This window comes from Thioalkalivibrio sp. ALE16 (assembly GCF_000381305.1).
In the GTDB taxonomy this organism is placed as follows: Bacteria; Pseudomonadota; Gammaproteobacteria; order Ectothiorhodospirales; family Ectothiorhodospiraceae; genus Thioalkalivibrio.
The window spans coordinates 34515-60345 of sequence record NZ_KB906368.1 but is presented as its reverse complement, the minus strand read 5'-3'; the positions used below and the strand labels follow the sequence as shown (position 1 = coordinate 60345).

At 68.5% G+C, this 25831-nt stretch carries 26 protein-coding genes; 13 read left to right on the top strand and 13 right to left on the bottom strand.

Annotated features, from left to right (window positions below):
* Positions 1-6: 6 nt before the first annotated feature.
* Entirely contained in the window at positions 7-1155 is a 1149-nt protein-coding gene (znuA, locus tag F627_RS0111985; protein ID WP_019558243.1) for a zinc ABC transporter substrate-binding protein ZnuA, read from the bottom strand.
* A 98-nt stretch (positions 1156-1253) separates the two neighbouring features.
* Here znuA and F627_RS0111980 point away from each other — a divergent pair, with 98 nt between their 5' ends.
* Positions 1254-2036, top strand: a complete 783-nt coding sequence (locus F627_RS0111980) for an ATP-binding cassette domain-containing protein (protein ID WP_019558242.1) — start codon at positions 1254-1256, stop codon at positions 2034-2036.
* Positions 2033-2854, top strand: a complete 822-nt coding sequence (gene znuB, locus F627_RS0111975; RefSeq protein ID WP_019558241.1) for a zinc ABC transporter permease subunit ZnuB — start codon at positions 2033-2035, stop codon at positions 2852-2854. Before F627_RS0111980 ends, znuB begins: the two co-directional genes overlap by 4 nt.
* A gap of 258 nt (positions 2855-3112) precedes the next feature.
* Here the strand turns inward: znuB and F627_RS0111970 are convergent, their stop codons facing one another.
* From F627_RS0111970 to lgt, 5 genes are read right to left on the bottom strand one after another with little or no spacing between them, the layout of a single operon-like run.
* Positions 3113-3610: a dihydrofolate reductase gene (locus tag F627_RS0111970; RefSeq protein ID WP_019584143.1), complete on the bottom strand. Its 498-nt coding sequence runs from the start codon at positions 3608-3610 to the stop codon at positions 3113-3115.
* A 26-nt stretch (positions 3611-3636) separates the two neighbouring features.
* Positions 3637-3852, bottom strand: coding sequence for a type II toxin-antitoxin system HicB family antitoxin (locus tag F627_RS0111965; protein ID WP_018867850.1), 216 nt, complete (start codon positions 3850-3852; stop codon positions 3637-3639).
* Positions 3852-4058, bottom strand: coding sequence for a type II toxin-antitoxin system HicA family toxin (locus F627_RS16615; RefSeq protein ID WP_018867849.1), 207 nt, complete (start codon positions 4056-4058; stop codon positions 3852-3854). Before F627_RS16615 ends, F627_RS0111965 begins: the two co-directional genes overlap by 1 nt.
* 40 nt (positions 4059-4098) lie before the next feature.
* Positions 4099-4917: a thymidylate synthase gene (locus F627_RS0111960; protein WP_018875823.1), complete on the bottom strand. Its 819-nt coding sequence runs from the start codon at positions 4915-4917 to the stop codon at positions 4099-4101.
* A gap of 1 nt (position 4918) precedes the next feature.
* Positions 4919-5734, bottom strand: coding sequence for a prolipoprotein diacylglyceryl transferase (lgt, locus tag F627_RS0111955; RefSeq protein WP_019584142.1), 816 nt, complete (start codon positions 5732-5734; stop codon positions 4919-4921).
* Positions 5735-5835: 101 nt separating this feature from the next.
* Here lgt and F627_RS0111950 point away from each other — a divergent pair, with 101 nt between their 5' ends.
* The 6 genes from F627_RS0111950 (at position 5836) to F627_RS0111925 (ending at position 11923) form a co-directional block, all read left to right on the top strand.
* Positions 5836-7869: a thioredoxin domain-containing protein gene (locus F627_RS0111950; RefSeq protein WP_019584141.1), complete on the top strand. Its 2034-nt coding sequence runs from the start codon at positions 5836-5838 to the stop codon at positions 7867-7869.
* A gap of 152 nt (positions 7870-8021) precedes the next feature.
* Positions 8022-8435 (top strand): rhodanese-like domain-containing protein, encoded by a 414-nt coding sequence (locus tag F627_RS0111945; protein ID WP_018867845.1) that lies wholly within the window; start codon positions 8022-8024, stop codon positions 8433-8435.
* A 157-nt stretch (positions 8436-8592) separates the two neighbouring features.
* Complete coding sequence (locus F627_RS0111940; RefSeq protein ID WP_018867844.1) at positions 8593-9408, top strand: GNAT family N-acetyltransferase; 816 nt, start codon at positions 8593-8595, stop codon at positions 9406-9408.
* Between the two features lie 4 nt (positions 9409-9412).
* Complete coding sequence (locus F627_RS0111935; RefSeq protein ID WP_019584140.1) at positions 9413-10156, top strand: 1-acyl-sn-glycerol-3-phosphate acyltransferase; 744 nt, start codon at positions 9413-9415, stop codon at positions 10154-10156.
* Positions 10157-10182: 26 nt separating this feature from the next.
* Positions 10183-11418 carry a glycosyltransferase family 1 protein gene (locus tag F627_RS0111930; protein WP_019584139.1) on the top strand — a complete coding sequence of 412 codons (1236 nt, stop codon included), beginning with the start codon at positions 10183-10185 and terminating at the stop codon, positions 11416-11418.
* Complete coding sequence (locus F627_RS0111925; RefSeq protein WP_026280251.1) at positions 11393-11923, top strand: phosphatase PAP2 family protein; 531 nt, start codon at positions 11393-11395, stop codon at positions 11921-11923. The genes F627_RS0111930 and F627_RS0111925 overlap by 26 nt, the downstream gene beginning before the upstream one ends.
* 147 nt (positions 11924-12070) lie before the next feature.
* On the opposite strand, the gene F627_RS0111920 is transcribed toward F627_RS0111925, so the two are convergent.
* From F627_RS0111920 to F627_RS0111890, 7 genes are all read right to left on the bottom strand, one after another.
* Positions 12071-12400, bottom strand: a complete 330-nt coding sequence (locus F627_RS0111920) for a hypothetical protein (RefSeq protein ID WP_018867840.1) — start codon at positions 12398-12400, stop codon at positions 12071-12073.
* A 72-nt stretch (positions 12401-12472) separates the two neighbouring features.
* A complete protein-coding gene (locus F627_RS0111915) occupies positions 12473-13657 on the bottom strand; it encodes an alanine--glyoxylate aminotransferase family protein (RefSeq protein ID WP_026280250.1) in 1185 nt (394 codons plus the stop codon).
* Between the two features lie 64 nt (positions 13658-13721).
* Positions 13722-14987 (bottom strand): glycolate oxidase subunit GlcF, encoded by a 1266-nt coding sequence (gene glcF / locus F627_RS0111910; RefSeq protein ID WP_018875816.1) that lies wholly within the window; start codon positions 14985-14987, stop codon positions 13722-13724.
* 4 nt (positions 14988-14991) lie between these two features.
* Positions 14992-16101 carry a glycolate oxidase subunit GlcE gene (glcE, locus tag F627_RS0111905; protein WP_019584138.1) on the bottom strand — a complete coding sequence of 370 codons (1110 nt, stop codon included), beginning with the start codon at positions 16099-16101 and terminating at the stop codon, positions 14992-14994.
* A gap of 181 nt (positions 16102-16282) precedes the next feature.
* Positions 16283-16687 (bottom strand): DUF302 domain-containing protein, encoded by a 405-nt coding sequence (locus F627_RS0111900; RefSeq protein WP_018867836.1) that lies wholly within the window; start codon positions 16685-16687, stop codon positions 16283-16285.
* A gap of 30 nt (positions 16688-16717) precedes the next feature.
* Positions 16718-19501: a TRAP transporter permease gene (locus F627_RS0111895; protein ID WP_019558234.1), complete on the bottom strand. Its 2784-nt coding sequence runs from the start codon at positions 19499-19501 to the stop codon at positions 16718-16720.
* The gene (locus F627_RS0111890; protein ID WP_026279322.1) at positions 19494-20504 is read right to left on the bottom strand and encodes a TAXI family TRAP transporter solute-binding subunit; all 1011 of its coding nucleotides are present in this window, start codon (positions 20502-20504) and stop codon (positions 19494-19496) included. Before F627_RS0111890 ends, F627_RS0111895 begins: the two co-directional genes overlap by 8 nt.
* A 152-nt stretch (positions 20505-20656) precedes the next feature.
* Here F627_RS0111890 and F627_RS0111885 point away from each other — a divergent pair, with 152 nt between their 5' ends.
* From F627_RS0111885 to F627_RS0111865, 5 genes are all read left to right on the top strand, one after another.
* Complete coding sequence (locus F627_RS0111885) at positions 20657-21451, top strand: transglutaminase family protein (RefSeq protein WP_019584137.1); 795 nt, start codon at positions 20657-20659, stop codon at positions 21449-21451.
* Between the two features lie 272 nt (positions 21452-21723).
* Positions 21724-22983, top strand: coding sequence for a serine hydroxymethyltransferase (gene glyA / locus F627_RS0111880; protein WP_019584136.1), 1260 nt, complete (start codon positions 21724-21726; stop codon positions 22981-22983).
* Between the two features lie 30 nt (positions 22984-23013).
* Entirely contained in the window at positions 23014-23595 is a 582-nt protein-coding gene (gene nrdR / locus F627_RS0111875; protein WP_026280521.1) for a transcriptional regulator NrdR, read from the top strand.
* A complete protein-coding gene (ribD, locus tag F627_RS0111870; RefSeq protein WP_019584135.1) occupies positions 23595-24770 on the top strand; it encodes a bifunctional diaminohydroxyphosphoribosylaminopyrimidine deaminase/5-amino-6-(5-phosphoribosylamino)uracil reductase RibD in 1176 nt (391 codons plus the stop codon). Before nrdR ends, ribD begins: the two co-directional genes overlap by 1 nt.
* A 366-nt stretch (positions 24771-25136) precedes the next feature.
* Complete coding sequence (locus F627_RS0111865) at positions 25137-25820, top strand: riboflavin synthase (RefSeq protein ID WP_018875809.1); 684 nt, start codon at positions 25137-25139, stop codon at positions 25818-25820.
* The last annotated feature ends 11 nt before the right edge of the window (positions 25821-25831 follow it).

Genomic DNA, 25831 nt, shown 5'->3' with positions numbered 1-25831 from the left:
TGGCGATCAGCGAGCGTCCGCCGCCATGCAGTCGGTGAAGCCGTCGGCCAGGCCCTGCATCAGGTCGAACCAGGCATCCGGGCCCGGCTCCAGTTCCGCCCCGATGGGGTCGAGCATGCCGAGTCGGGTGTCCGTACCTTCGACCACGGTCTCGGCGAGGGCCGGGCGGAACTGGGGTTCGGTGAACAGGCAGGTGACATCGCCCTCGGCCAGGCGCGTGCGCAGTTCGGACAGTCGGCGCGCCCCGGGCATGCGCGACGGGTCGACGCTGATGGAGCCGGCCGCGTTCAGGCCGTAGTGCCGCTCGAAGTACTGGTAGGCGTCGTGGAACACCATGAAGCGCTGGTCCCGTACCGGCTCCAGTTGCTCGGCGATCCCGGCATCCAGGTCTTCGATTCGCTGGAGCAGGCGATCCCGGTTGTCGCGGATGGTGGCGGCCTGGTCCGGGTCGTGTTCCGCGAGGCGGTCGGCCAGTTGTTCGACGACGGCCGTCGCCACAGCCGGCGACAGCCACAGATGACTATCGACATCGCCATGCGCATGCCCGTGATCGTGGTCATGGCCGCCGTGCCCATGATCGCCCGATCCGTGTGCATCGGGGGCATGCGTGTCATGGGCGTGTGCGTGGTCCCCGTGTTCGTGGTCAGCGTGGTCGTGTTCATGCCTGTCGAGCGCTTCGTGGTGATCGCCGCGCTCGCCATGCCCGTGGTGGTCGTGAGGCTGATCGTCGTGCGCGTGGTCGCCATGGTCGCCATGGTCGTGATGGCCCTCCCAGACGCCACCGCTGCGCCCCTCCAGAAGGGGCAGGTCCAGGTCGTGCAACAGGCTGATCACGGTCGCGCGGTTGGTCACCCCTTGCAACGAGCGTTCAAGGAAGCCTTCCAGTTCCGGACCGACCCAGACCACGATGTCGGCCTGTTGCAGGCGCCGGGCCTCGGAGGGCCGCATAGCGTAACCGTGCGGCGAGGCACTGGCCGGCACCAGCAGCTCGACCTCGTGTGTGTCCCCCGCCAGCGCCGCAACGAGGCTGTGGACCGGTAGAATCGAGGCGACGATACGCGTGCCTTCGGCCTGGGCCGGTGCAGCGAGTGCCAGCAACAGTGCCAGGGCAGTCAACAGGGCGAGACGATTCGGACGCCGGTCGGCGGGACGCATGGGCGGATTCTCCATCGGGTCTAATAACGTTATAGTATACCAATATGCCTGAAAAAATCCCCTCCCGGGCAGCCGCTCCGGAAAACGATGCCGCCCCGTTGCTGGCGGCCCGCGACGTCTCGCTGGAGCGTTCCGGACGGGTGATCCTCGACCACGTGACGGTGCAGGTGCGCCCGGCCGAGGTGACGGTGGTGATCGGCCCCAATGGCGCCGGCAAGACCTCCCTTCTGCGGGTACTGCTGGGACTGTGGAAGCCGGGGCACGGGCGGGTGCAGCGCCGACGCGGCCTGCGCATCGGCTACATGCCGCAGCGCCTGCAGATCGAGCCGGTGCTGCCGCTGTCGGTGCGGCGTTTCCTGACCCTGCGCCAGCGGGCCCCGGAGGCGGTGCTGCGGGAACGGCTCGAACGGGTGGGGGTGCCGCACCTGCTGCACAAGCCCGTGCAGTCGCTCTCCGGGGGAGAGATGCAGCGGGTACTGCTCGCCCGCGCGCTGCTCAATCGACCGAACCTGCTCGTGCTGGACGAACCGGCTCAGGGGGTGGATATCGCCGGCCAGGGCGAGGTGTTCAAGCTGATCGACGATATCCGCCACGAGACGGGTTGCGGGGTGCTGATGGTCTCGCACGACCTGCACCTGGTGATGGCGGGGGCGGATGCGGTGATCTGCCTGAACCAGCATGTGTGCTGTACCGGGCGGCCGGAAGAAGTATCGCGGCACCCGGAATACCAGCGCCTGTTCCCGGAGTCGGACATGCAGGGCATCGGCGTCTACCGGCACGATCACGACCACGTGCATGACGTGGCCGGGGAGGTGCATGAGCATCACTCCGGCTGTGCCCATGGTCGGCCGTCAGGCCCCGGCGGAGGCGGGTCCCGATGATGGAAGGGCTGCTCGACGACTTCCTGGTGCGCGCGCTGCTGGCGGGCCTGATGGTGGCGGCTGTGGCCGGGCCGCTGGGGGCCTTCGTGGTCTGGCGGCGCATGGCCTATTTTGGCGATACCGTGTCGCATTCGGCCCTGCTCGGCGTGGCCCTCGGGGTGTTGCTGGGGTTGAACCTGAACCTGATGGTCACGCTGGTATGCGTGGCCATCGCGATCCTGCTGGTACTGCTGCAACGCCGCCAGGAACTGGCCGCGGACACGCTGCTCGGGATCCTCGCGCACAGCGCGCTGTCGCTGGGGATCGTGGCGGTTACCTTCATCGAGGGCCTGCGGGTGGACCTGATGGCCTACCTGTTCGGCGACATCCTCGCGGTCGGGACCGGGGATCTGCTGTCGATCGCCATTGGCGGCGGCGTGGCCCTGCTGCTGCTGATCGTCCTGTGGCGCCCGCTGTTGGCGCTCACGGTGCACGAGGAGCTGGCACAGGTGGAGGGCGTACCGGTGCTGCTGGTACGGCTGGGCCTGATGCTGCTGATCGCGCTGGTGATCGCCGCGGCGATGCAGGTCGTCGGGGTGTTGCTGATCACCGCGCTGATGATCATCCCGGCCGCCAGTGCAAGGCGCTTCGCTACCACCCCCGAGCAGATGGCGATCCTTGCCGGCATCATCGGCATGCTGGCAGTGGGGGCCGGTCTGTGGGGCTCCTTCCAGTACGACACGCCGACCGGCCCGACCATCGTGGTTGCCGCGATGCTCGGCTTCATCCTGGTGCATCTGCTGCCGGGCCGCCTGATCCCCCATTTCGGCGGCCGCTGAACCCCTTTGTATTCACCACGAAGCACACGAAGGCACGAAGAAAAGCTAGGTCAAGGGCGTTAACAGGAAGATGAGAAGATTTGAAGGATGATGTGAATCAGGGCGAACCGGCGTGCGCAGGCCCGCGCCGCAGGCACAGACCCATTTCAGAATCCTTCCTGACTTCCTTTCTTCCTGTTCAAGCTTTTTGCTTTTGACCTAGCTTTTCTTCGTGCCTTCGTGTGCTTCGTGGTGAACAAAAAGGGCGCCGGAGAGCGGTCAGCGGGTGCGGCGTTCGAGGCGTTCGAAGGTGAAGGGGCAGGCGTGGCGATCGTCGGCCTCGTGGTGTTCGGACCAGACGACGTCCCAGTCCGTGGGGTCGATCGCGGGGAAGTACGTATCCCCGGCGTGGCGCTCGTGCACGCGGGTCAGGTGCAGCACGTCGGTGCGCGGCAGGGCCTCCTCGAACAGACCCGCGCCGCCGATCACGAAGGCCGGGCCCGCCTCGATGCTGGCCAGGGCCGCGTCCAGATCCGGGTAGACCTCGACGCCGTCGGCGCGCCAGTCCGACTGGCGGGTCAGGACCAGATTGCGCCGCTTCGGTAGCGGTCGTCCGATGGACTCGAAGGTGCGCCGCCCCATGATCATTGGGTGGCCGTTGGTCACGCGCTTGAAGTGCTGCAGGTCCTTCGGCAAATGCCAGGGAAGGTCGTTGTCGCGCCCGATCACGTGATCCGGATCGAGCGCGACCATCAGGTGGATCTCGGGTTGGCGCATGTAGAGATAGTCCGATCGCGGATGGGTCAGGCGGCGTCGACCTGAATGATTTCGCTCTGGCAGTGCGGCTCGGGAATGGGCTCCCCTTGCTCCCGGAGGCCTTCGAGATGGAACTTGATGGCCTCCCGGATTAGGGTTACGACCTCTTCGCGGCTGGCCGCCGAGGCCATACAGCCGGGTAGATCGGGCGCATATGCACCCCAACCATCCTCGCTTTCCTCGATGATCACGGTGTAGTTCATCATCGCCTCCTCGGGTTTTTGTCCTTGAGACCCGCCTGTTTCAGCGCATTGTTCAGTGTTCCGGGGGGAATATCCAGATCAGGTTTTCCCGCCACGGTTACAAGTCCCGGCTTCGTTGGATGCTTGAATTGGCGGTGGCTGCCTCTTTGTCGAACCTGAACCCATCCATCGCGTTCCAGGCATCTGATCAGTTCCTTGATCTTCATTCGGCTTCCTTGCCGGTATCCATTTGCGAGGGTAGCGGAGTCAGATGGCGATGGGGGCCTTGATCGGGGGGTGGGACTGGTAGTCGCGGACCTCGATGTCGTCGAAGGTGAAGGCGAACAGGTCGGTGACGTCGGGGTTCAGGTGCAGGGTCGGCAGCGGCAGCGGCTCGCGTCCGAGCAGTTCTTCGACCTGGTCCTGGTGGTTGCGGTAGAGATGGGCGTCGCCGAAGGTGTGCACGAATTCGCCCGGCTTCAGGCCGACCACCTGCGCGAGCATGTGGGTCAGCAGCGCGTAACTGGCGATGTTGAACGGCACCCCGAGGAAGACATCGGCGCTGCGCTGATAGAGCTGGCAGGACAGGCGGTCGTCGGCCACGTAGAACTGGAACAGGGTGTGGCAGGGCGCCAGCGCCATGCGCCCGGCCGCCGCGTTGGCCTGCGGCGAGACGGACTCGTCGGGCAGATCGGCCACGTTCCAGGCGCTGATGATGTGGCGCCGGGAATGCGGCCGGTTCTGCAGGTTGTCGACCAGTTCGGCCAACTGGTCGTGGCCGGCCCAGTTGCGCCACTGGGCGCCGTAGATCGGGCCCAGGTCGCCGTCCTCGGTTGCCCATTCGTCCCAGATGCGGACCTTGTTGTCGCGCAGGTAGCGGATATTGGTGTCGCCGGCGATGAACCACAGCAACTCGTGGATCACCGAGCGCAGGTGAGTGCGCTTGGTGGTTACCAGCGGGAAGCCGTCAGCCAGATCGAACCGCATCTGGTAGCCGAACACCGAGCGCGTGCCGGTACCGGTGCGGTCCGGACGATCCGTGCCATGGTCGCGGATGTGCCGCACCAGATCGAGGTATTGCTGCATCTCAGGAGGCCTCCGGGGCCGGGCGGGCTGCGGGCAGCGGGTTGCGCCGCGACCAGACGATCAGGGCCACGCCGAACAGGATAACCGGCAGGCTCAGGACCTGGCCCATGGTCAGCCAGTCGAAGGCAAGGTAACCGATGTGGGCGTCGGGCACGCGGACGAACTCGATCGCAAAGCGGAAGCCGCCGTAGAGCGTCAGGAACAGCCCGGAGATCAGGCCCGTGCGGCGCGGCTGGCGCGAGACGATCCACAGCACCACGAACAGCACCAGCCCCTCGAGAAAGGCCTGGTACAACTGCGACGGGTGGCGCGGGATGTAGTCCGCGGCCGGGAAGACCATGGCCCAGGGCAGGTCGGTGGGCTTGCCCCACAGTTCGCCGTTGATCCAGTTGCCGATGCGGCCGGCGCCGAGGCCGATCGGGATCAGCGGGGCGATGAAGTCGGTCAGGCGGAAAAACGGCTGGCCGATCTTGCGGGCATACAGCCAGCAGGTGACCAGCACCCCGGCGAGTCCGCCGTGGAAGGCCATGCCACCTTCCCAGATGCGGAACAGGCTCACCGGGTCGGCCAGTGTGGCGTCCAGGTTGTAGAACAGGGCATAGCCGAGCCGTCCGCCGACCACGACCCCGACCACGCCCCAGAACAGCAGGTCGCCGACCTGCCAGGGGTGCAGGGGGTCCCAGCCGCGGGTGCGCGTGCGCCAGACGCCGAGTGCCCAGAAGGCGATGAAGCCGACCAGGTACATCAGGCCATACCAGTACAGGGTCAGCGGGCCGATGGACAGCGCGACCGGGTCGATAAACGGGTGTGTGGGCATGGGCGCTTGCGGATGAAAAACCGGCTGCACATGCTACCCGGCTGGGCGCCGGCATGCACCTGCATGCGGGTCGTCGGATCCACTTTCCAGGAGGTCGCGCGATGAATCGACTGGCCGGGGCCAGCAGCCCTTATCTGTTGCAGCACGCCGACAACCCCGTGGACTGGTACCCTTGGGGCGAGGAGGCGCTGGAACGCGCCCGCCGCGAGGGCAAGCCGATCCTGCTGTCGATCGGCTACTCCGCCTGCCACTGGTGCCATGTGATGGCGCACGAGTCCTTCGAGGACCCGGACACCGCCGCGGTGATGAACGAGCGGTTCGTCAATATCAAGGTGGACCGCGAGGAGCGCCCGGATCTCGACCGCATCTACCAGAACGCGCATATGCTGCTGTCGCAGCGTCCCGGGGGCTGGCCGTTGACCGTCTTCCTGACGCCCGACCAGGTGCCGTTCTTTGCCGGGACCTACTTCCCGAGCACCCCGCGCCACGGCCTGCCATCGTTCGTGGATCTGATGACGCGGGTTGCCGACTTCCTCGCCGAGCACCCCGACGAGATCCAGCGCCAGAACGAATCGCTGCAGCAGGCGCTGGGTCGGATCTACCGCCCCGCCGGAGGCGCGATCCCGGCGCTCAGTGTCATCGACAAGGGGCGCGCGGAACTGGCGAAGACCTTCGACGAGCAGTTTGGCGGCTTCGGGGATGCCCCCAAGTTTCCGCACCCGGCCTCGCTCGAGTGGCTGGCCTGGCATGCGGCGCGCCATGGCGATGCCGAGGCCGACCGCATGCTGGGGCGCACCCTGGACGCGATGGCCGCGGGTGGCATCTTTGATCAGGCGGGGGGTGGCTTCTGTCGCTACTCGGTGGATGCCCGCTGGATGATTCCGCACTTCGAGAAGATGCTCTACGACAACGGCCCGCTGCTGGGGCTCTATGCCGAGCGCGCGGCCGGCGGCGATCTTCGCGCGCGGCGGGTGGTGGAACAGACGGTCGCCTGGCTGAAACGCGAGATGCGGGACGGCTCCGGGGCCTTCTACTCGAGCCTGGACGCGGACTCCGAGGGCGAGGAGGGACGCTTCTACGTCTGGGATCCGGACACCGTGGAGGCGTTGTTGCCGGAGGACGAATGGGCCGTTGCCAGCCGGGTCTGGGGGCTCAATGGCCCGGCCAATTTCGAGGGGCGCTGGCATCTGCACGAGGTCGTGCCGCCGGCGACCGTCGCGGAGGCGCTGGGGATCGACGAGGCGGAGGTGAACCGGCGGCTGGATCAGGCCCGGGAACGTCTGCTGACGGCCCGCGCGGATCGGGTGCGACCGCACCGGGACGAGAAGATCCTCGGCGCCTGGAATGCCCTGATGATTTCCGGACTGGCGCGGGCCGCGCGCGCCCTGGGGCGTCCGGAATGGCTGCACCTGGCACGTGACGCGATGACCGCCGTGCGCGAGCGCCTGTGGCGCGACGGCCGGCTGTACGCCAGCGTGCGCGAGGGGGCCACCGGTGCGATGCCGCGCGCCTATCTCGACGATCACGCCCTGTTGCTGGAGGCCACGCTGGCGTTGCTGGAGACTGAATGGGACAGCGAGCTGCTGGGCTGGGCCGTGACTCTGGCCGATACCCTGCTGGCGGAATTCGAGGACCGCGAGCACGGCGGTTTCTTCTTTACCGCCGGCGATCACGAGGCGCTGATCCAGCGCCCGAAAGTGTATTCCGACGATGCCATGGCCAATGGCAACGGTGTCGCGGCGCAGGCCTTGCAGAAGCTCGGGTTCATGCTGGCCGAGCCACGGTATATCGAGGCGGCCGAGCGCACCCTCGCCAACGCCGGACCGATGATCGAGCAGGCCCCGGTGGGACACATGAGCCTGCTGATGGCGCTGGACATCCACTACCAGCCGCCGGCCCTGGTCGTGCTGCGCGGGGCGGCGGACGAACTTCCCGCGTGGCAGCAGCGCCTGCGGGCGCAGGCTGCTCCGGTATGGGCCCTCGCGATCCCGGCCGATGCCGGCGACCTGCCCGCTGCGCTGGCGGAGAAGGCCGCGCCGGAGACGGGTGTGCGTGCCTATCTCTGCCGCGGGCTGCAATGCGAGGCGCCCGTGACTGACCCTGCGGCGCTGGACAGCGCGTTCTCACAGGGTTGAAACGCCGGGTCACGTACCCACGGTAGAATGCGTCCGGTGGTAGGAGCCTGCTTGCAGGCGAAGCCCCTGCCAAACTCCGACATGGGCAGGGGCTTCGCCTGCAAGCAGGCTCCTACAAAGACATCCAGATCATTGCAAAAGGGAAGATTCGAATGAGCGAGAAGAAGCTGATGGATTTCGTCGCCGAGGCGCGCAAGAACGTGAAGGAGATTGCCCCGGCGGATCTCGCCGAGAAGATGGAAGCGGGCGAGGACTGGCTGGTGGTCGACGTGCGCGAACCCTATGAGTTCGAAAAGATGCACGCGCCGAATTCCATCCTCGTCCCGCGCGGCCTGCTGGAGGGCGCGGCCGACCCCAACACCCCGCACCGCATCGACGCCCTGGTGGAGGCCCGCGAGAAACCGGTGGCCGTGATGTGCGCGACCGGCGGCCGGGCTGCCATGTCCGTGCAGCGGCTGCAGGAGATGGGCTTCACCAACGTGGTGAATATCGCCGGTGGCATCAAGGGCTGGGAAGGCGAGGACCTGCCGGTCGAATCCGGCGCCTACACCGGCAAGCTGCCGTAGCACGGCCTCGCGGGGCGGGGGCTGGTGCCTCCGCCCCCAATGCCACCCTCTGCGGGTGGGCATCCGACGGCGGGTTCACCCGACCGTCATCGTTTCTACACGGGATGGTCAAGCGCGCGGCGTAGTCTCCGGGGCAGTTCAACCGGAGGTCGCCACCATGACCGCACCGCCTCGCTCCCTGTCCGTGTCCTCCACGGATGCCGAAACTGCCTATCGCGTCCATCTGGCTTCCAGCCCCGCGGATCTGGAAGCCGCCCAGCGCCTGCGCCACGAGGTTTTCGCCGGCGAGATGGGCGCAGCGCTGCCGGACACCGCCTCGGGGCTGGATCGAGACCCGCTGGACGCCTTCTGTCATCACCTGCTGGTGCGTGACCGACGTTCGGGCGGTGTGGTGGCCTGCACGCGCATCCTCACCGAAGAGAGTGCGAGCACGGCCGGCGGTTTCTATTCGCTGTCCGAATTCGAACTGGGCCCGCTGATGAATCTGCCCGGGCGCACTCTGGAGGTCGGTCGTACCTGCGTGCGCGCGGACCATCGCCAGGGCGGCGCCATCAACGCACTGTGGACCGGGCTGGCCCGTTTCATGAATGCCCATCGCTACGACTACCTGATGGGCTGCGCCAGCCTGCCCCTGACCGAGCAGACACCGGCCCAGCTGGCCTGGCTGCGCATGTTCCATCGGGCCCCGTCGCGCCTGCGGGTCACCCCGCGCCGACCGCTTCCCAACGCCCTGACCATCTGCCACGGCACGCCCAGCCGCAGCGGTATGCCGCCGCTATTGAAGGCCTACCTGCGCCTGGGCGCGCGGGTCTGCGGCGAGGCCTGTTTCGATCCCGATTTCAATGTGGCCGACGTGCTCGTCTTGCTGGATGTGCGCGCCATGCCGGACCGTTACCATCGGCACTTCCTGGGCGCCGCGGCGCCTGCAAGCCGAGGAACGGAACATGACCGGAACACTGCGGGCACTGGCTAGGCTGATGCGTATCGTGCTGCACATGCTGGCGGGGGTCTGGCTGACCTGGCGGATGGCCCGCCGCGAGGCCGACTTCGAGGAGCGCAGTCGCATCCGCCGGGCCTGGTACGACCGTGCCCTGTGGATCGCGGGGGTGCGTTTCCGGATCCATGGCGAGCCGCCCCGGCGGCCGTCGCTGGTGGTCTCCAACCATGTCTCCTGGCTGGATATCCCGTTGATCGGGGCAGCGCTGGACCCGTGCTTCCTGTCCAAGGCGGAGATCGCGCGCTGGCCGGTCATTGGCTGGCTGGCCCGGCAGCACGACACCCGCTTCATCGAGCGCGGTGCGCACCAGGCCTCCGCCCATGTCGAGGCCATGCAGGCTGGCCTGGACGAGGGCCGCCACTTCGTGGTGTTTCCGGAGGGGACCACCAGCCGGGGCGAGTTCGTGCGCCGTTTCCACCCGCGCCTGTTCGCGGCCGTCACCGGCACTCGGCATCCGGTGCAGCCGGTGGCGCTGGCCTACGAGCGGGCGCCCGACGGCGCGGTTCCGGTGTCGTATTCCGGCGGGGATCGCCTGATCCCCAACGTATGGCGCTTGCTGTGCCGCCGCGAGACGCGTGTGGACCTGCATTTTCTGGCGCCGCTGGAAGTCGCGGACCAGGACCGGCGCAGCCTGGCGGACGGTGCCCGTGAGGCCATCGTCCGCGTGCTGGACCTGCCACTGGAACCGCCAGCTGGTCGCGAAAGCGATCGCTCGCCTGCATAGCGCCGGCCGCGGCACGGGGATTCATCATGTGGTCGCAACCGCACATCGAGTCCCCGGGCCCCTGCCGCACACGCCTGCATCTGGCGCTGGTCACCGAGACCTGGCCGCCGGAGGTTAACGGCGTGGCGCATACCCTCGCGCGGCTGGTCGAGGGGATGCGCGAGCGTGGCCACCGGGTGCAGGTCGCCCGCCCGCGCCAGCCGGGCGAGGTGGCGCGCCCCTGCGGGGCGGGCGACGAATCAGTGGCGTGTGACCACCTGCTCGCGGGCCTGCCGCTGCCTGGCTACAGCGGCCTGCGCATGGGTCTCCCGGCGCGCCGCCGGCTGCAGGCCCTGTGGTCGGAGGACCGCCCGGATGCCGTGTATATCGCCACCGAGGGTCCGCTGGGGCATGCGGCCCTGCGCGCGGCGCGGCGCCTCGGGATTCCGGTCGCCTCGGGTTTCCATACCCATTTCGACGGCTATGCCCGCTACTACGGTGTCGGCTGGCTGACCCCGCTGGTGCGCGCTGTCCTGCGCCGTTTCCACAACCGCTGTGACGTGACCCTGGCCCCGACCGGGGCACTGGCGCACACGCTGGCGGCGCAGGGATTCCAGCGCGTGCGGGTGATGGCGCGGGGCGTGGATACCCGGCGTTTCACCCCGGCGCGGCGGTCATCGCGCCTGCGCCAGCAATGGGGTGCGGCGACCGCCACACCGGTCGTGCTGTACGTCGGGCGGTTGGCACCGGAGAAGAATCTGGCCCTGGTGGTGGATGCCTTTCGCGCCATCCAGGCGGCGCGCCCCGACGCGCGCCTGGTGGTGGTCGGCGATGGCCCCTCGCGAACGGAGCTGGAGCGGGCCAATCCGGACGCGATCTTCACCGGCCAGCAGGTGGGCCAGGCCCTGGCACAGCACTACGCCAGCGCCGATCTGTTCCTGTTTCCGTCGACTTCCGAGACCTTCGGCAATGTGGTGATCGAGGCCATGGCGAGCGGGCTCCCGGTGCTGGCCTTCGATTCGGCCGCGGCTCACGAGCATGTGACCAGCGGCGTGAGTGGCGCCCGGGTGCCGCTGACGGGAACGGCGTCCGAGGATGCCGCCGCCTTCGTCGGCGCGGCGGGCGCTCTCGCGCAGGATCCGGAGGCCTGGCGCGAGATGGGCCGTCAGGCGCGAGCGCATGCCCGCGGGCTCGACTGGGTCGAGGTGGTGGCCGAGTTCGAGTCCCAGTGTCTGGGAATCCTCAAGGAGGGGCGCGATGCGAGTCCTGCAATGGATGGATGAGCTGGAGCTGGCGGTCTGCCGGCAGTTCAACCACTACAACCGGCGCCGTGTCGTCAGCGGATTCTTTGGCGGGGTGAGCCGGCTGGGCGACGGGGTGGCCTGGTATGCGCTGATGCTGGTGCTGCCGTTGCTGCACGGGCCGCAGGCGGCTTGGGTCAGCCTGCAGATGGCGGTGGTGGGTCTGGCGTCGCTGCCGGTGTACAAGTGGCTGAAGCGACGCACCAGCCGGCGGCGGCCCTGCCACCGTGATCGCCCGTTCACGCGGACGGTGGACCCGCTGGACGAGTTCAGCTTCCCCTCCGGCCATACCATGCACGCGGTGGGATTCACCGTGGTCCTGGTGGCGTGGTTCCCGGTCTGGGCCTGGCTGGTGGTGCCGTTCGCGGCGCTGGTGGCCGCCTCGCGGCTGGTACTGGCGCTGCACTATCCAAGCGACGTCGCCATTGGCGCGCTGATCGGGGCCTCGATGGCCGGCGCGGTGCTCTGGCTCGCCGGGCTGTTCTAGGGGAACACCTCTCGTCATCCCGGCCGAAGCGCAGCGAAGCGCCGGGATCCCCGCGTCGCGGATGCCCCATCGCCCTGATCTGCCCTGGCGTCGGAGATCCCGGATAACCGCTGCGCGGTTTCCGGGATGACACCTTAGCGGGCGGGATCAGCCGCGGGAGGCGAGCGCCTCTTCGTTGTAGGCGGCGTCGATGGTGACGATGGTCTTCTCCACCAGGCGGAAGCCCTCTACGGGTGCATCATCGCCCATGTACTTCAGGCGGGTCGGGCCGATGGCCTTGACCGCCTCGGCGCGCTCCAGGGTGGTGTCCGGGCTGTCGGCGCCGGCCCCGTCCATCAGCGCGACCAGGACCTCGGCCGCGATGGGGTTGCGGTGTTCGCCGCTGCGCGCCTTTTCCAGCGACGCGGCAGGGTCGCCGTCCAGGAACACGCCGTCCATGTGTTCATCCAGGTACTGCAGCAGTTCACTTAGCGTCATGATGCGCCTCCCGTTGGGTCTCGAGTGGCCGCCAGCGCGCATGGGCGCGGCGGCGACCGGTGATCGGTGGGTTCAGCCCTGCTGCGCGTAGGCGGCCCGGGCGGCGGGCATCGCGCGGCCGGGGGTGACGGCCCCCATGTCGGCCAGCACGGCCTCCAGCGCGGACAGGCATAGCAGGACGTTCTTCTCGTTGGCGCCGTAGCCCATAAGGCCGATGCGCCAGACCTTGCCGGCATAGGGTCCCAGCCCGGCGCCGATCTCCAGGCCGTAGCGGTTCAGTAGTTCGCTGCGCACCGCGGCCTCGTCCACGCCCTCGGGCACGTGCACCGCATTGAGCTGCGGCAGGCGGTGCTCGGCATCCACCAGGAAGCTCAGGCCCATGGCCTCAAGGCCGGCGCGCAGGGCGTCGTGGTGGCGGCAGTGACGCGACCAGCTGTTCTCCAGGCCTTCCTCGGCAAGGATTACCAGCGATTCGTGCAGGGCGTACAGGGCGTTGATCGGGGCGGTGTGGTGGTAGGCGCGCTTGCCGCCGCCGCCCCAGTACCCCATGACCAGGTTCAGGTCGAGGAACCAGCTCTGGACCTTGTGGCTGCGCGCCTGGATGCGTTCCACCGCGCGCTCGCTGAAGCTGACCGGCGACAGGCCCGGGGTGCAGGACAGGCACTTCTGCGAGCCGGAGTAGATCGCGTCCACGCCCCAGTCATCCACGTACAGCGGGCTGCCGGCGAGGCCGGTGACCGAGTCGACGATGGTCAGGCAGTCGTGTTCGCGCGCCAGCCGGCACAGGGTCTCGACATCCGAGCGCGCGCCGGTGGAGGTCTCGGCGTGCACGAAGGCCAGGATCTTCGCATCCGGGTTGCCCTTCAGCGCGTCCTCGACCTTCTGCGGGGAGACCGGGGCGCCCCAGTCGTCCTCCACCACCACGGCAGTGGCGCCACAGCGCTCGACGTTTTCCTTCATGCGCGTGCCGAACACGCCGTTGATGCAGACGATCACCTTGTCGCCCGGCTCGACCAGGTTCACGAAGCAGGTCTCCATGCCGGCGGAGCCGGGGGCGGAGACCGGCAGGGTCAGCGCGTTGTTGGTCTGAAAGGCGTACTGCAGCAGGCCTTTCATCTCCTCCATCATGCCGACGAAGACCGGGTCCAGGTGGCCGATGATCGGGCGGCTCATCGCGCTCAGAACACGCGGGTTCACATCGGAGGGGCCGGGGCCCATCAGGGTGCGCTGCGGGGGGAGAAAGGATTTTGCCTGCATGGATGCGTCTACCGGATTGGAAAAGGGGGAATCTAGATCGCCGTCCGGGCGCGGGCAAGCGCCCCTACGCACCGGCGGGAGTTGCCGGACAGTGGCGCTCGAGCAGCGTGAGCCAGTGCTCGACCGGGGTGTCCGTGCCACTTTGCAGATGGGTCTGGCAGCCGATGTTGGCGGTGACGATGCGCGCGGGGCCCGCGGCCTCGAGGTTGTCCAGCTTGCGCTGGCGAAGCCGACCTGCCATCTCCGGCTGCAGGATCGAGTAGGTGCCGGCAGAGCCGCAGCACAGGTGCGGCTCGATGACCGGAACCAGATTGAAACCGGCGGCCTGCAGGAGCGGTTCCACGCGCCCGGGCAGGGCCTGGCCGTGTTGCAGGGTACAGGGGGCGTGCCAGGCCACTGGTGGGTGATCGGCCGGTGCGCGGATCCCGAGCTCGCGGATGCTTTCGGCGTCGAACAGTTCCACCGGGTCGCGAACCCGTGCCGCCAGCCGGGCCGCGCGCTCGGCGTACGTCGGGTCGTCGGCCAGGATGTGCCCGTAGTCGCGTAGCAGCACGCCGCAGCCACTGGCGGTGCTGACGACCGCGTCGACGCCGCGCTCCAGGACCGGTTCCCAGGCGTCGAGGTTGGCGCGGACCCGGGCGCGGGTCCGTTCCTCGAAGGCCAGGTGGTGTTCCACCGCTCCACAGCAGCGGGCCGCCCCGGTCTCCACTACCTCGACGCCGCGGCGGGCCAGCAGGTGGCGCAGGGCCGCGTTGATGCGGGCGTCGATGGCGTCATGCACGCAGCCGCCCAGCAGCAGCACGCGCCCATGCTGGAAGCCGGGTCCCGCAGCACCGTTGGCGGGCCGGGGTACGGTCTCGGTGGCCTGGCGCGGCGGCACGCGCCGCTTCAGTCGCGCGGGCAGGGCCGGGCGGGCGAGACGCCCCAGCCCGAGGGCCAGACGGAACGGCCAGCGCGCCGGCAGGGCGCGCGCCAGCAGGCCGCGCAGCAGCCGCTCGCGCCAGGGGCGGTCGAGGTCGCGCTCGACGACCTCGCGGCCCACCGCCACCAGGTGGTTGTAGTCCACGCCGGAGGGGCAGGTGGTCATGCAGTTGAGGCAGGTCAGGCAGCGGTCCAGATGGGTGCGCGTCGTGGCATTGGCCTCGCCGCTCTCCAGGACCTCCTTGATCTGGTAGATCCGGCCGCGCGGGCCGTCCAGCTCGTCGCCCTGTTCCTGATAGGTCGGGCAGGTCGCGTTGCAGAAGCCGCAGTGCACGCAGGCGCGCAGCGCGTCCTCGGCGATGCGCGCCGCCGGGTCGTTCTCGAAGCGGGGGTGCAGGCGGGTTTCCATGGTCTCAGCTCGCCCGGGCGGGGCGTGGATGGGGGGCAATCAGTGGGGCGAAAAATACCCCGTCCGGGTCCATCGCCGCGCGGACTTCCCCTTCCAGGCGCGCGTGCGGCGCGGGGCGCGGATGCAGCCAGGAGCCGCCGGCGGGATTGCCCAGCCACAGCCGGGCATGCCCGCCCGCGTCTGCGACCGTCGTGCGGACCGTTTCCGGGGCCGCGCTGGAGCGCAGCCAGCGCTCGCCGCCGCCCCAGTTCATCAGCCACTCACCCGGCAGGTCAAGGGGCGGGGTCGCCGGCGGCAGGCTCAGACGCCACAGGCGTTCGTCGCCGGTCACCGAACCGGTCAGGAACGGCAGGTGACGATCGCGCAGTCGGGTCCAGAAGGGCGGACCCTCCAGATCGGCATCCGCGCCCAGGCGCTCGGCGGCCTCCTGCACGGCCTCCTGCCCACCGCCCAGGCGGATCCGGGTGATCCCGTCGGCCCAGGCCAGGCCGGAGAAGGGCAGGGCGGTGCGTCCCCAGTCCCGGGCCTGCTGGATGAATTCGGCCGCGGAGTCCTCGCGGCGCAGCCAGGCCTGGTAGGCGGGGGCGGGGAGCAGCTTGAAGCTGGCTTCCAGCAGCAGGCCCAGACTGCCCAGGCTGCCCGCCATCAGGCGCGAGACGTCGAAGCCGGCGACGTTCTTCATGACCTCGCCACCGAAGCGCAGGATCTCGCCGCGGCCGTTCACGATGCGTGTACCCAGCAGCGCGTCGCGCAGACTGGCGGTCCAGGGGCGGCGCGCGCCGGACAGCCCCAGGGCGACCATGCCGCCCACGGTGCTGGACGGGGTGGGCATGGCCGGCTCGAAGGGCAGCATCATGCCGACCTCTTCCAGCGCGGCCTGCAATTCCATCACCGGTGTGCCGGCACGCACCGTCACCACCAGCTCGCTGGGGGCCAGATTGACGATGCCGTGGTGGCGGCCTGCCTCCAGCAGCTGCACATCCGCCGGATATCCTTCGGGGAACGCGAGGGCACGCTGACTGCCACTGCCGGTGATGGCCAGGCGGTGGCCGGCTGCACTGGCCGAACGGATGCGCTCGGCCAGTAGCAAGGACTGGTCGGTTCCGGGTTCCATCAGATGCGGGCGCGGCCGGGGCTAGCGGGCCACGCGGAAAGTTCGGTAACGGATCGCTTCGCCAGAAGCGCCGGCGCTGCGTTGGGCAAGTTTGAAATAGCGTGGCTATTCCGGCACTTGCCCGCCTTGCTCCGGCACTTCTGGCTGTGCTCCATCGTCACCGAACGTCCCGCATGGCCCACTAGCCCGTCTCCAGTGTCAGGCGTACCCGTTCCAGGCGATGCCGCACATCTTGAGCAAGGTCCTCGACACCGGGCTTGTTGACCAGACCCATCACCGCGACCGGGTCCATGAAGCCGACCGTGCAGGTCCCGTTCTCGTTGTCCTGTACCAGGACGTTGCAGGGCAGCAGCAGCCCGATGTTCGGATCCGCCTCGATCGCCTGGCGGGCCAGGTTCGGGTTGCAGGCGCCGAGGATGCGGTAGGCCCGATGATCCAGGTCCAGTTTCTTCTTGAAGGCCGCGGCCACGTCGATCTCGCTGAGAATGCCGAAGCCTTCCTCGCCCAGGGCGGCGGTGGTGCGCTCGATCACCTGATCGATCGCGCCCGGCACGATCACGTTGAAGCCGTATTGAGGTTGTTCCATCGCGGGTCCTCCGTTCGTGGTGAGGTCGGGTTACGCCGACAGCGCCGGGGCGTCGGCGGATGGCCCGCCTCCCGGTGGTGTCGTGCGCCGGCGCTGGTTCCAGGCGACCAGGAGCCCCAGGGCCAGTGCGGGGAGGTAGAACCAGTAGGGACTCGGACGGTCGGTGGGCACCAGCACGCCGGTGATGGCCCAGCCACCCTCCAAGCCTACCCGGCCGGCCGGGCTGCCGAAAGCAACCGTTTGTATCTGCGCCTTCTGCGCGTCGGGATCGAAGCGCACGTCCAGGCCGGCATCGGCCAGGCGTTCGCGCGGGGCCAGATCCGGGCTGCCCAGTGGGAACATCACCGTGCGGGTGATCTCGCGGCCCTCCAGGTCGATGCCGGTGGCCTCCACGCGCAGCGAGTCACGATCCGGGATCGTCTCGACGACCTCCAGCAGGGTCTCCGGCGGCTGGTGCGCAAAGGGCGGCGCGATGCGGTCCATCAGTACCGTGGGCACCAGCAGCACGAAGGCCACCACCAGCAGGGCGCCGGATTCCCAGTAGCGGCTGCGGGTCAGGAACCAGCCCTGAGTGGCCGCGGTAAACGCGAGGATGCCCGCCAGCGAGCCGAGGAATACCAGCGTCAGCTGGAACACGTTGTCCACGCCGATCAGCAGCAACTGGCTGTTAAAGATGAAGAAGAACGGCAGTGCGATGGTGCGCAGACTGTAGGCAAAGGCCTGGATCCCGGTACGGATCGGGTCGGCCTTCGCGATCGCCGCGCCAGCGAACGAGGCCAGACCCACCGGCGGCGTCACGTCGGCCATGATGCCGAAATAGAACACGAACAGGTGGGCCGCGATCAGCGGGATCAGGATGTCGTGCTGGGCGCCCAGGTCGACGATGATCGGGGCCATCAGGGTCGCCACGATGATGTAGTTCGCGGTGGTCGGCAGGCCCAGCCCCAGGATCAGGCTGATCAGGGCCGTCAGCACCAGCACCAGCAGCAGGTTGCCGCCGGACAGGGTATCCACCAGGTCGGTCAGCACCAGTCCGACGCCGGTCATCGCCACGGTGCCGACGATGATCCCGGCCGCGGCGGTGGCCAGGCCGATACCGATCATGTTGCGCGCGCCGGTCTCGAAGCCCTGGAACAGCTCCCATACCCCGACCCAGGTCGCCTGCAGCAGCCGGCCCTGGCGCCGGAACAGCGCGACCAGCGGGCGCTGGGTCAGGACGATGAAGATCATGAAGGCCACCGCCCAGAACGCCGCCAGCCCCGGCGACAGGCGCTCCACTACCAGGGCCCAGACCAGCACCACCAGCGGCAGCACATAGTGCAGACCGCCCAGTACCGTGGGTAGCACGCGCGGCAGGGGTTGCTCGGTGTCCAGGGGTTCCGGCTCGGGTTCGCGGGCGACGATCCACAGCAGGATCAGGTAGGCGGCGAACAGCAGGCCGGCGATGATCCAGGCGGCGGCGTCGCCGGCCACCTCCTTGATCCAGCCAAGCCCCCAGTACACCGCGGCGGCCAGGATGATCAGGCTGGAGACGGTGATTCCGAAGCTGATCAGGCGCCCGCGCCAGGTGGTCACGGTGGCGCGCTGGAGCCCCTCCATGCCGTTCTTGCAGGCCTCCAGATGCACGATATAGATCAGCGCGATATAGGCGATCAGCGCCGGCAGAATCGCGTGTTTGAGCACCTCCACGTAGGGGATGCCGACGTACTCGACCATCAGGAAGGCGGCGGCCCCCATCACCGGCGGCATCAACTGGCCGTTGACCGAGCTGGCCACCTCCACCGCGCCGGCCTTGTGCGGGGCGAAACCGACCCGGCGCATCAGCGGCACGGTGAAGGTGCCGGTGGTGACCACATTGGCGATGGATGAACCGGAGACCACGCCGGTCATCCCCGAGGCCATCACCGCGGCCTTGGCCGGGCCCCCGCGCAGGTGCCCGAGCAGGGAGAAGGCCACGCGGATGAAGTAGTCGCCGGCGCCGGCGCGTTCCAGCAGCGCGCCGAACAGCACGAACAGGAACACGAAGCTGGTGGAGACCCCCAGCGCGATCCCGAACACCCCCTCGTTGGACAGCCACTGCTGCGCCATCGCGCGCGGGTAGCTCGCGCCGCGATGGGCGATCAGGTCGGGCATCAGCGGCCCGGCGAAGGTGTAGAACAGGAAGATCGCCGCGATGATGGTCAGCGCCGGACCGAGCACGCGGCGGGTCGCCTCCAGCAGCAGGATCAGGCCGATCCCGGCCATGACCAGGTCCAGCTCGGTGGGGGCGCCAGGGCGCGCCGCCAGCGCCTCGTGGAACAGGTAGAGGTAGAGCGCACTGAAGGCCGCGACCGCGGCGAATACCCAGTCGCCCAGGGGCACACGATGCACGGGGTCGTTCCCGCGCAGCAGGGGCCAGGCCACTACTACCAAAGCAATGCCCAGGGCCAGATAGACCTCGCCGAGGCGTTCAAGGCCCAGCAGCTGCCATAGCCCTAGTGCGATCAGGGCCAGGCCGCCGAGGGCATAGAGGATGCCGATCGCGTGCTGCCAGCCCTTGCCGCGGGCGGTGGGACGTACCGCGGGGAAGAGCAGGTAGCCGAGGAAGATCGCGAAGGCCAGATGGATGGAGCGGGCCTCGGTCTCGGAGACCACGAAGACATCCACCCAGTCGGCCATCGGCGCGGCGATCCAGATCTGGAACAGCGACCACGCGACGGCCGTGATCCAGATGAGACTGCGGGTCGCGCGGCCGGGGTGGCGGCCGCCGGTCTCCAGCTCGGCGACCTGACGGTCTTCCGGGCTGGCGGCATCCTGGGCTCGGGTATCAGTCATCGATCAGTCCTGCCTCGCGAAAGTAGCGTCGGGCGCCGGGGTGCATGGGCGCGGACAGGCCCTCGTCCACCATGCCCTCGCGTTCGAGCCCGCTGAAGGCCGGGTGCAGGCCGCGGAAGGTCTCGAAGTTCTCGAACACGGCGCGGGTCAGTTCAAAGGCGGCGGTATTCGACGTGCGGTCCGATGTGACCAGGGTGGCGCCCACGCCGTAGGTGCGGATGTCCTGGTCCTGCCCTGGGTAGGTATCGGCGGGGATCACGGCGGTGAGGTAGTAGGGGGTCGAGCGGATCAGTTCCTCGATGGCCGGCCCCTCGATGGAGACCAGGCGTGCATCACAGGTGGCGATGGGCTCCTGGATCGCCGCCGAAGGGTGGCCGACGGAGAACACGAAGGCGTCGATGCGGTTGTCGCACAGGGCCTGGGCCTGCTCGCGCGAGGGCAGCTCGCTGACTCGGCGGAAGGTATCGTGATCCCAGCCGAGCTTCTCCATCAGCTCTTCCATCAGGGTGCGCTGGCCGGATCCGGGGTTGCCGATGTTCACGCGCTTGTCCGGCAGATCATCCAGTCCGGCAATCTCCGCGTCGGGTCGCACCACCAGGGTCAGGGGCTCCGGGTGCAGGCTGAACATGGCCCGCAGGTGCGTGGCCGGCCCGAAGGCCTCGAAGCGGCCGCTGCCATGGTAGGCGTGGTACTGCAGATCCGACTGGGCCACGCCGAAATCCATGTCACCGGAGCGCACCATGTTCAGATTGAACACCGAGCCCCCGGTGCTTTCCGCGGTGCAGCGCATCCCGTGTTCGTCGCGGCGAGTGTTGAACAGGCGGCACAGGTGCTGGCCGGCCGGGTAGTAGACCCCGGTGACGCCGCCGGTACCGATGTTGATGAAGCGCTGCTCGGCCGCCGCCAGGGGCGCGAGCAGCAACAAGGCCAGGCTCAGGCCCAGGGCCGGCAGCCCGCGGGTCAGGTGACGTGTAGGGATGCGGTGCACGGGGGATCCTCGCATGTGTTCTCCCGGGAACAGACGGTATCGCGAGTGTAGGGAATCGGGCCGCAATGTACACGCCCGCCAGTCCGGGGCGCGCGGCAAGGTTTTTCTGGTTCTGCGGCCAAGCGGCGCGTAGGGTGGGGACCTCCATCCGACGCAGGCATTGCCCCATGTGGCTTGAAACCCGCTGTGACTTCGAATTCGAGATCCCTGTCCCGACACCGTTCGTGCTGATGCTGCGCCCGCGCAGCGGCCCGCTGCAGTGGATCGCGCGCGAGGAGTATCGCCTGGTGCCGAACGCCCCGGTGACCGAGTTCGTGGATGTCTACGGCAATCTCTGCCAGCGTCTGGTGGCACCGCCTGGGCCGTTCTCGATCCACACAGCGGCCGAGGTGCAGACGGCCGATGCCCTGGATCGCGCCCCCGGCGCCCCGTTTGTCGAGGTGCAGGCCCTGCCGGACGCGACCCTTGGCTACCTGCTGCCCAGCCGCTTCTGCGAATCGGACCGCTTCAATCTGATGGCCACCGAGATCACCGCTGGCCAGTGGCTGGGCTACGACCAGGTGGCCGCGATCGAGCAGTGGCTGCGTGACCGCATCGAGTATCTTCCCGGCACCAGCGACATCCCGATCTCGGCGGTGGAGGTGAACCAGCGCGGGAGTGGGGTGTGCCGCGACCTGGCGCATCTCGGCATTGCGCTTTGCCGCAGTCTCAGCATCCCGGCGCGCATGGTGGTCGGGTATCTGCACGGCCTGCAGCCGATGGACATGCACGCCTGGTTCGAGGCCTTCGTCGGCGGTCGCTGGTACAGCTTCGATGCGACCCAGACGGAATTGCGGGGCGGCTATGTGGTGGTGGGCTACGGCCGCGACGCGGCGGACGTGGCGATCTACAACCAGTTCGGGCTCCCGGTCTACCCGATCCGCCACGAGGTGGGTGTCGAGCGGATCGACGGACCCGCCTGACGCGCGCCGGGCGCGGTATTCCACGGTCGCTGGAAGGGGCTTGAGCCGGCCCCGTCCGCGCCGAACGGACCGGCATCAAAGTACTTGATCGGGCTTGCGAAACCCGCAATTTCGGGGCGTTCGCGAGGCGTCGTGGTGGGCGCCCCGGGAGCCGCCCGGTCTGAAAAGAGGGGCCGGATGACGTATGATAAGCGGCCTTTTTGACGGCAGTGCCGCCTTCCGGCGGGCGCGCCGCAATCCACCGAATCCGAAGCCTTGAACGGGAGAACCGAATGTTTTCGATCGACATGAGTATCCACGGTTACGACGACGAACTCTGGGGCGCCATCAGCAAGGAAGCGCAGCGTCAGGAAGAGCACATCGAGCTGATCGCCTCCGAGAACTACACCAGCCCGCGCGTGATGGAGGCCCAGGGCTCCGTGCTGACCAACAAGTACGCCGAGGGCTACCCGGGCAAGCGCTACTACGGTGGCTGCGAGTACGTGGATATCGTCGAACAGCTCGCGATCGACCGTCTCAAGGAACTCTACGGCGCCGACTACGCCAACGTGCAGCCGCATTCCGGCTCGCAGGCCAACGCGGCCGTGTACATGGCCCTGCTGCAGCCGCATGACACCGTGCTCGGCATGAGCCTGGACGCCGGCGGCCACCTGACCCACGGCGCCAAGCCGAACTTCTCCGGCAGGATCTACAACGCGGTGCAGTACGGCATCACCGACGAGGGCCTGATCGACTACGACGAGGTCCAGCGTCTGGCCACCGAGCACCAGCCGAAGATGATCGTCGCCGGCTTCTCCGCCTACTCGCGTGTGGTCGACTGGAAGCGCTTCCGCGAGATCGCCGATTCCGTGGGCGCCTACCTGATGGTGGACATGGCCCACGTCTCCGGCCTGATCGCGGCTGGTGAATACCCGAATCCGATCGACCACGCCCACGTGGTCACCTCCACCACGCACAAGTCCCTGCGCGGGCCGCGTGGCGGCTTCATCATCACCAAGGGTCAGCCGGAGCTGAACAAGAAGTTCCAGTCGCTGATCTTCCCGGGTACCCAGGGTGGCCCGCTGATGCACGTGATCGCCGGCAAGGCGGTGGCGTTCAAGGAGGCCCTGGAACCGGAATTCAAGACCTACCAGAAGCAGGTGATCGCCAACGCCCGCGCGATGGCCGAGGTCCTGGTCGAACGCGGCTACGACATCGTCTCCGGAGGCACCGACAACCACCTGTTCCTGCTGAGCCTGGTGTCCAAGGGCATGACCGGAAAGGCCGCGGATGCCGCGCTGGGTCGCGCCAACATCACCGTCAACAAGAACGCGGTGCCGAACGACCCGCAGTCCCCGTTCGTAACCTCCGGCATCCGCATCGGCACCGCCGCGCTGACCACGCGTGGCTTTACCGAGGCCGAGTCGCGCGAGCTGGCCGGCTGGATCGCCGACGTGCTGGACGACCACGAGAACGAGCAGGTGATCGACGCGACCCGCGACAAGGTCGTCGAGATCTGCCGCCGCTTCCCGGTCTACGGCGCGCCCGAATAATCTCGGCGAGTCACGGGTCGCGGGCGCGGGATGCGCTGTCCGTCCTGTCATGATCAGGATACCCGCGTGGTCGATTCGCGGGTGGCCGGCCCGGAGCAGGAACAGATCCGGCGCCGGCGTCAGTGCCGCGCCTGCGGGGCGCGCTTTACCACCTTCGAGCGGGCGGAGTTCAGCCTGCCGCGGGTGGTCAAGCGCTCCGGCGAGCGCGTCGCCTTCGACGAGGAAAAGCTGCGTAGCGGTCTGCGCCGGGCCCTGCACAAGCGCCCGGTGAAGACCGACGATGTCGAGCGGGTCATCGACGACATCAAGCGCCAGCTGTCCGCGCTCACCGCCCCGGAAGTGAAATCCGACCGTATCGGCGAAATGGTCCTGGCCGCCTTGCACGGCCTCGACCATGTGGCCTATATCCGGTTTGCCTCCATTTATCTCAGCTTCGCCAGTGTGCAGTCCTTCCGCGAAGCCATCGAACGGCTGGAGGAAGACCTCAGCCCGGAGATGCGCCGCTCGCAGCTGCGCCTGATCGACGAGGAGGCACCCGGCCCTGCCCCGGAATCGGCGGCGGGTGGCCCGCAGGAGCCACCGGGGAGTGGTGACTCGTCCAGGGGGGAGTGATGGAAGCACCCACGACCGAGCAGGCGATCACGGACCGCCGTTACATGGCGCGGGCCCTGGAGCTGGCCGACTACGGCCGCTTCACCGCGGACCCGAACCCGCGGGTCGGGTGCGTGATCGTGCGCGACGGACGCGAAGTCGGCGCGGGACTGCACTGGAAGGCCGGCGAGGCCCATGCCGAGGTGAACGCACTGCGGGCGGCCGGCGAGGCCGCGCGTGGCGCAACCGCCTACGTCACCCTGGAACCCTGCAGCCATCACGGCCGGACCCCGCCCTGCACCGATGCCCTGATCGGCGCCGGGGTAGCCCGGGTCGTGATCGCCATGCAGGACCCCAACCCGCAGGTCTGTGGCGGCGGGATCGAGGCCCTGCGGGCAGCAGGTATCCCGGTCTACAGCGGCGTGCTGGAGGCCGAGGCGCGTGCCCTGAACCCCGGATTCGTGCGGCGCATGGAGCAGGGACACCCCTGGGTGCGCGTCAAGCTTGCCGCGAGCCTCGACGGGCGTACCGCCATGGCCTCCGGCGAGTCGCAGTGGATCACCGGCGAGGCGGCGCGCCGCGACGTCCAGCTCTGGCGGGCCCGCGCGGGCGCGATCCTGACCGGCAGCGGCACCGTGGTCGCCGACGACCCGCGCCTGAACGTGCGCATGAAGCCCTTCGACCTGGCCGCCCATGCCGGGTTTCCGGATGACCCCCGCTATTACGACCTGCCGGGACGCCAGCCCCTGCGGGTGATCCTGGACGCCCGCCTGCGGACGCCGCCAGGCGCGCAGATCCTGCGCGAGGGACCGGTCTGGATCCTCACGGGCCCCGATGCCGCGGACTCGCCGGCCGCCGACACCCTGCGCGGCCGAGGGGCGGAGGTCCGGCCCGTGCCGTTGGCGGAGGAATCCGCCGAGGGCGGGCTGGATCTGGGCGCGGTGCTGGCGGAGCTGGGCCGCGCCGAGGTCAACGAGCTGCATGTGGAATCCGGGCCGGGGCTGGCCGGGGCGCTCGCCCGTGGTGGCTGGGTGGACGAATGGCTGATCTACCAGGCCCCCCTGCTGATGGGCTCCAATGCTCGCCCCCTGGTCGAGTGGCCGCTGGCCCGCATGTCCGAGCGCGCCGAACTCGAGATCGTCGATTCCCGCTGGGTCGGCGAAACCCTGCGCCTGCGCGCCCACCCGCGTTCCTGAAGGCCGATTTCACCACGAAGCACACGAAGGCACGAAGGAGGTCAAAGGCGATTCACAGGAAGATGGGAAGATCGGAAGGGTTTTTCGGTAAAGAAGAATAGGGGGGTGGTCATGGCCTGCCCCTGCGAGGCCGATGTGTACCCCGTTTCAAACCCAATCATCCTTCCAGTCTTCTTATCTTCCTGTAGATCGTCCTTGACCTGTCCCTTCTTCGTGCCTTCGTGTGCTTCGTGGTGAACAAGGGGTTTCCGGGCAGGAACCGGGTAAAAGGGCGGGGCGTGGTGCGAACTCATTAGGGTTTCCCTATGATGGGCGGCGAGCAGCCCGGCGCGGTTCGTGCGGGCACCCCGGAACGAGCGGACGTCCATGTTTACCGGAATCATCGAGACCCTAGGCAGCCTGGAGCGCCTGACCCCCAGTGGTGGCGACGTGCGGCTGCACGTGAACGCGACCGGGATGGACCTGTCGGACACCCGGCTGGGGGACTCGATCGCGGTGAACGGGGTCTGCCTGACGGTGACCGATCTGGCGGGCAGCGGCTTTGCCGCCGATGTCTCGCGCGAGTCGCTGGAGGTGACCACGCTGGGCCATCTCGGACCGGGGGACCGGGTGAATCTCGAACGGGCGCTGGCCCTGGGCGACCGCCTGGGCGGGCACATGGTGTCCGGGCACGTCGACGGCGTCGGCGAGGTGGTGGCGATGGAGCCCGATGCGCGCTCGACCCGCGTGCGCTTTCGCGCGCCACCGGCACTGGCCCGCTACATCGCGGCCAAGGGCTCGATCACTATTGATGGCACCAGCCTGACCGTGAACCGCGTGGACGGCGCCGAGTTCGAGGTCAACATCATCCCGCATACCTGGTCCCTGACCCGCTTCGCCGTCTATACGGTGGGCACCCCGGTCAACCTCGAGGTCGACCTGATCGCCCGCTATCTGGAGCGTCTGATGCTGGGCGAGCGGGCGGCCGAGCCCGGCGCGCAGGCGGGCGACCTGTCGGAGGCCTGGCTGGCTGAACAGGGCTTTCCCAATCAATCCGGGCCGCGCGACTGAACGCACGGCCC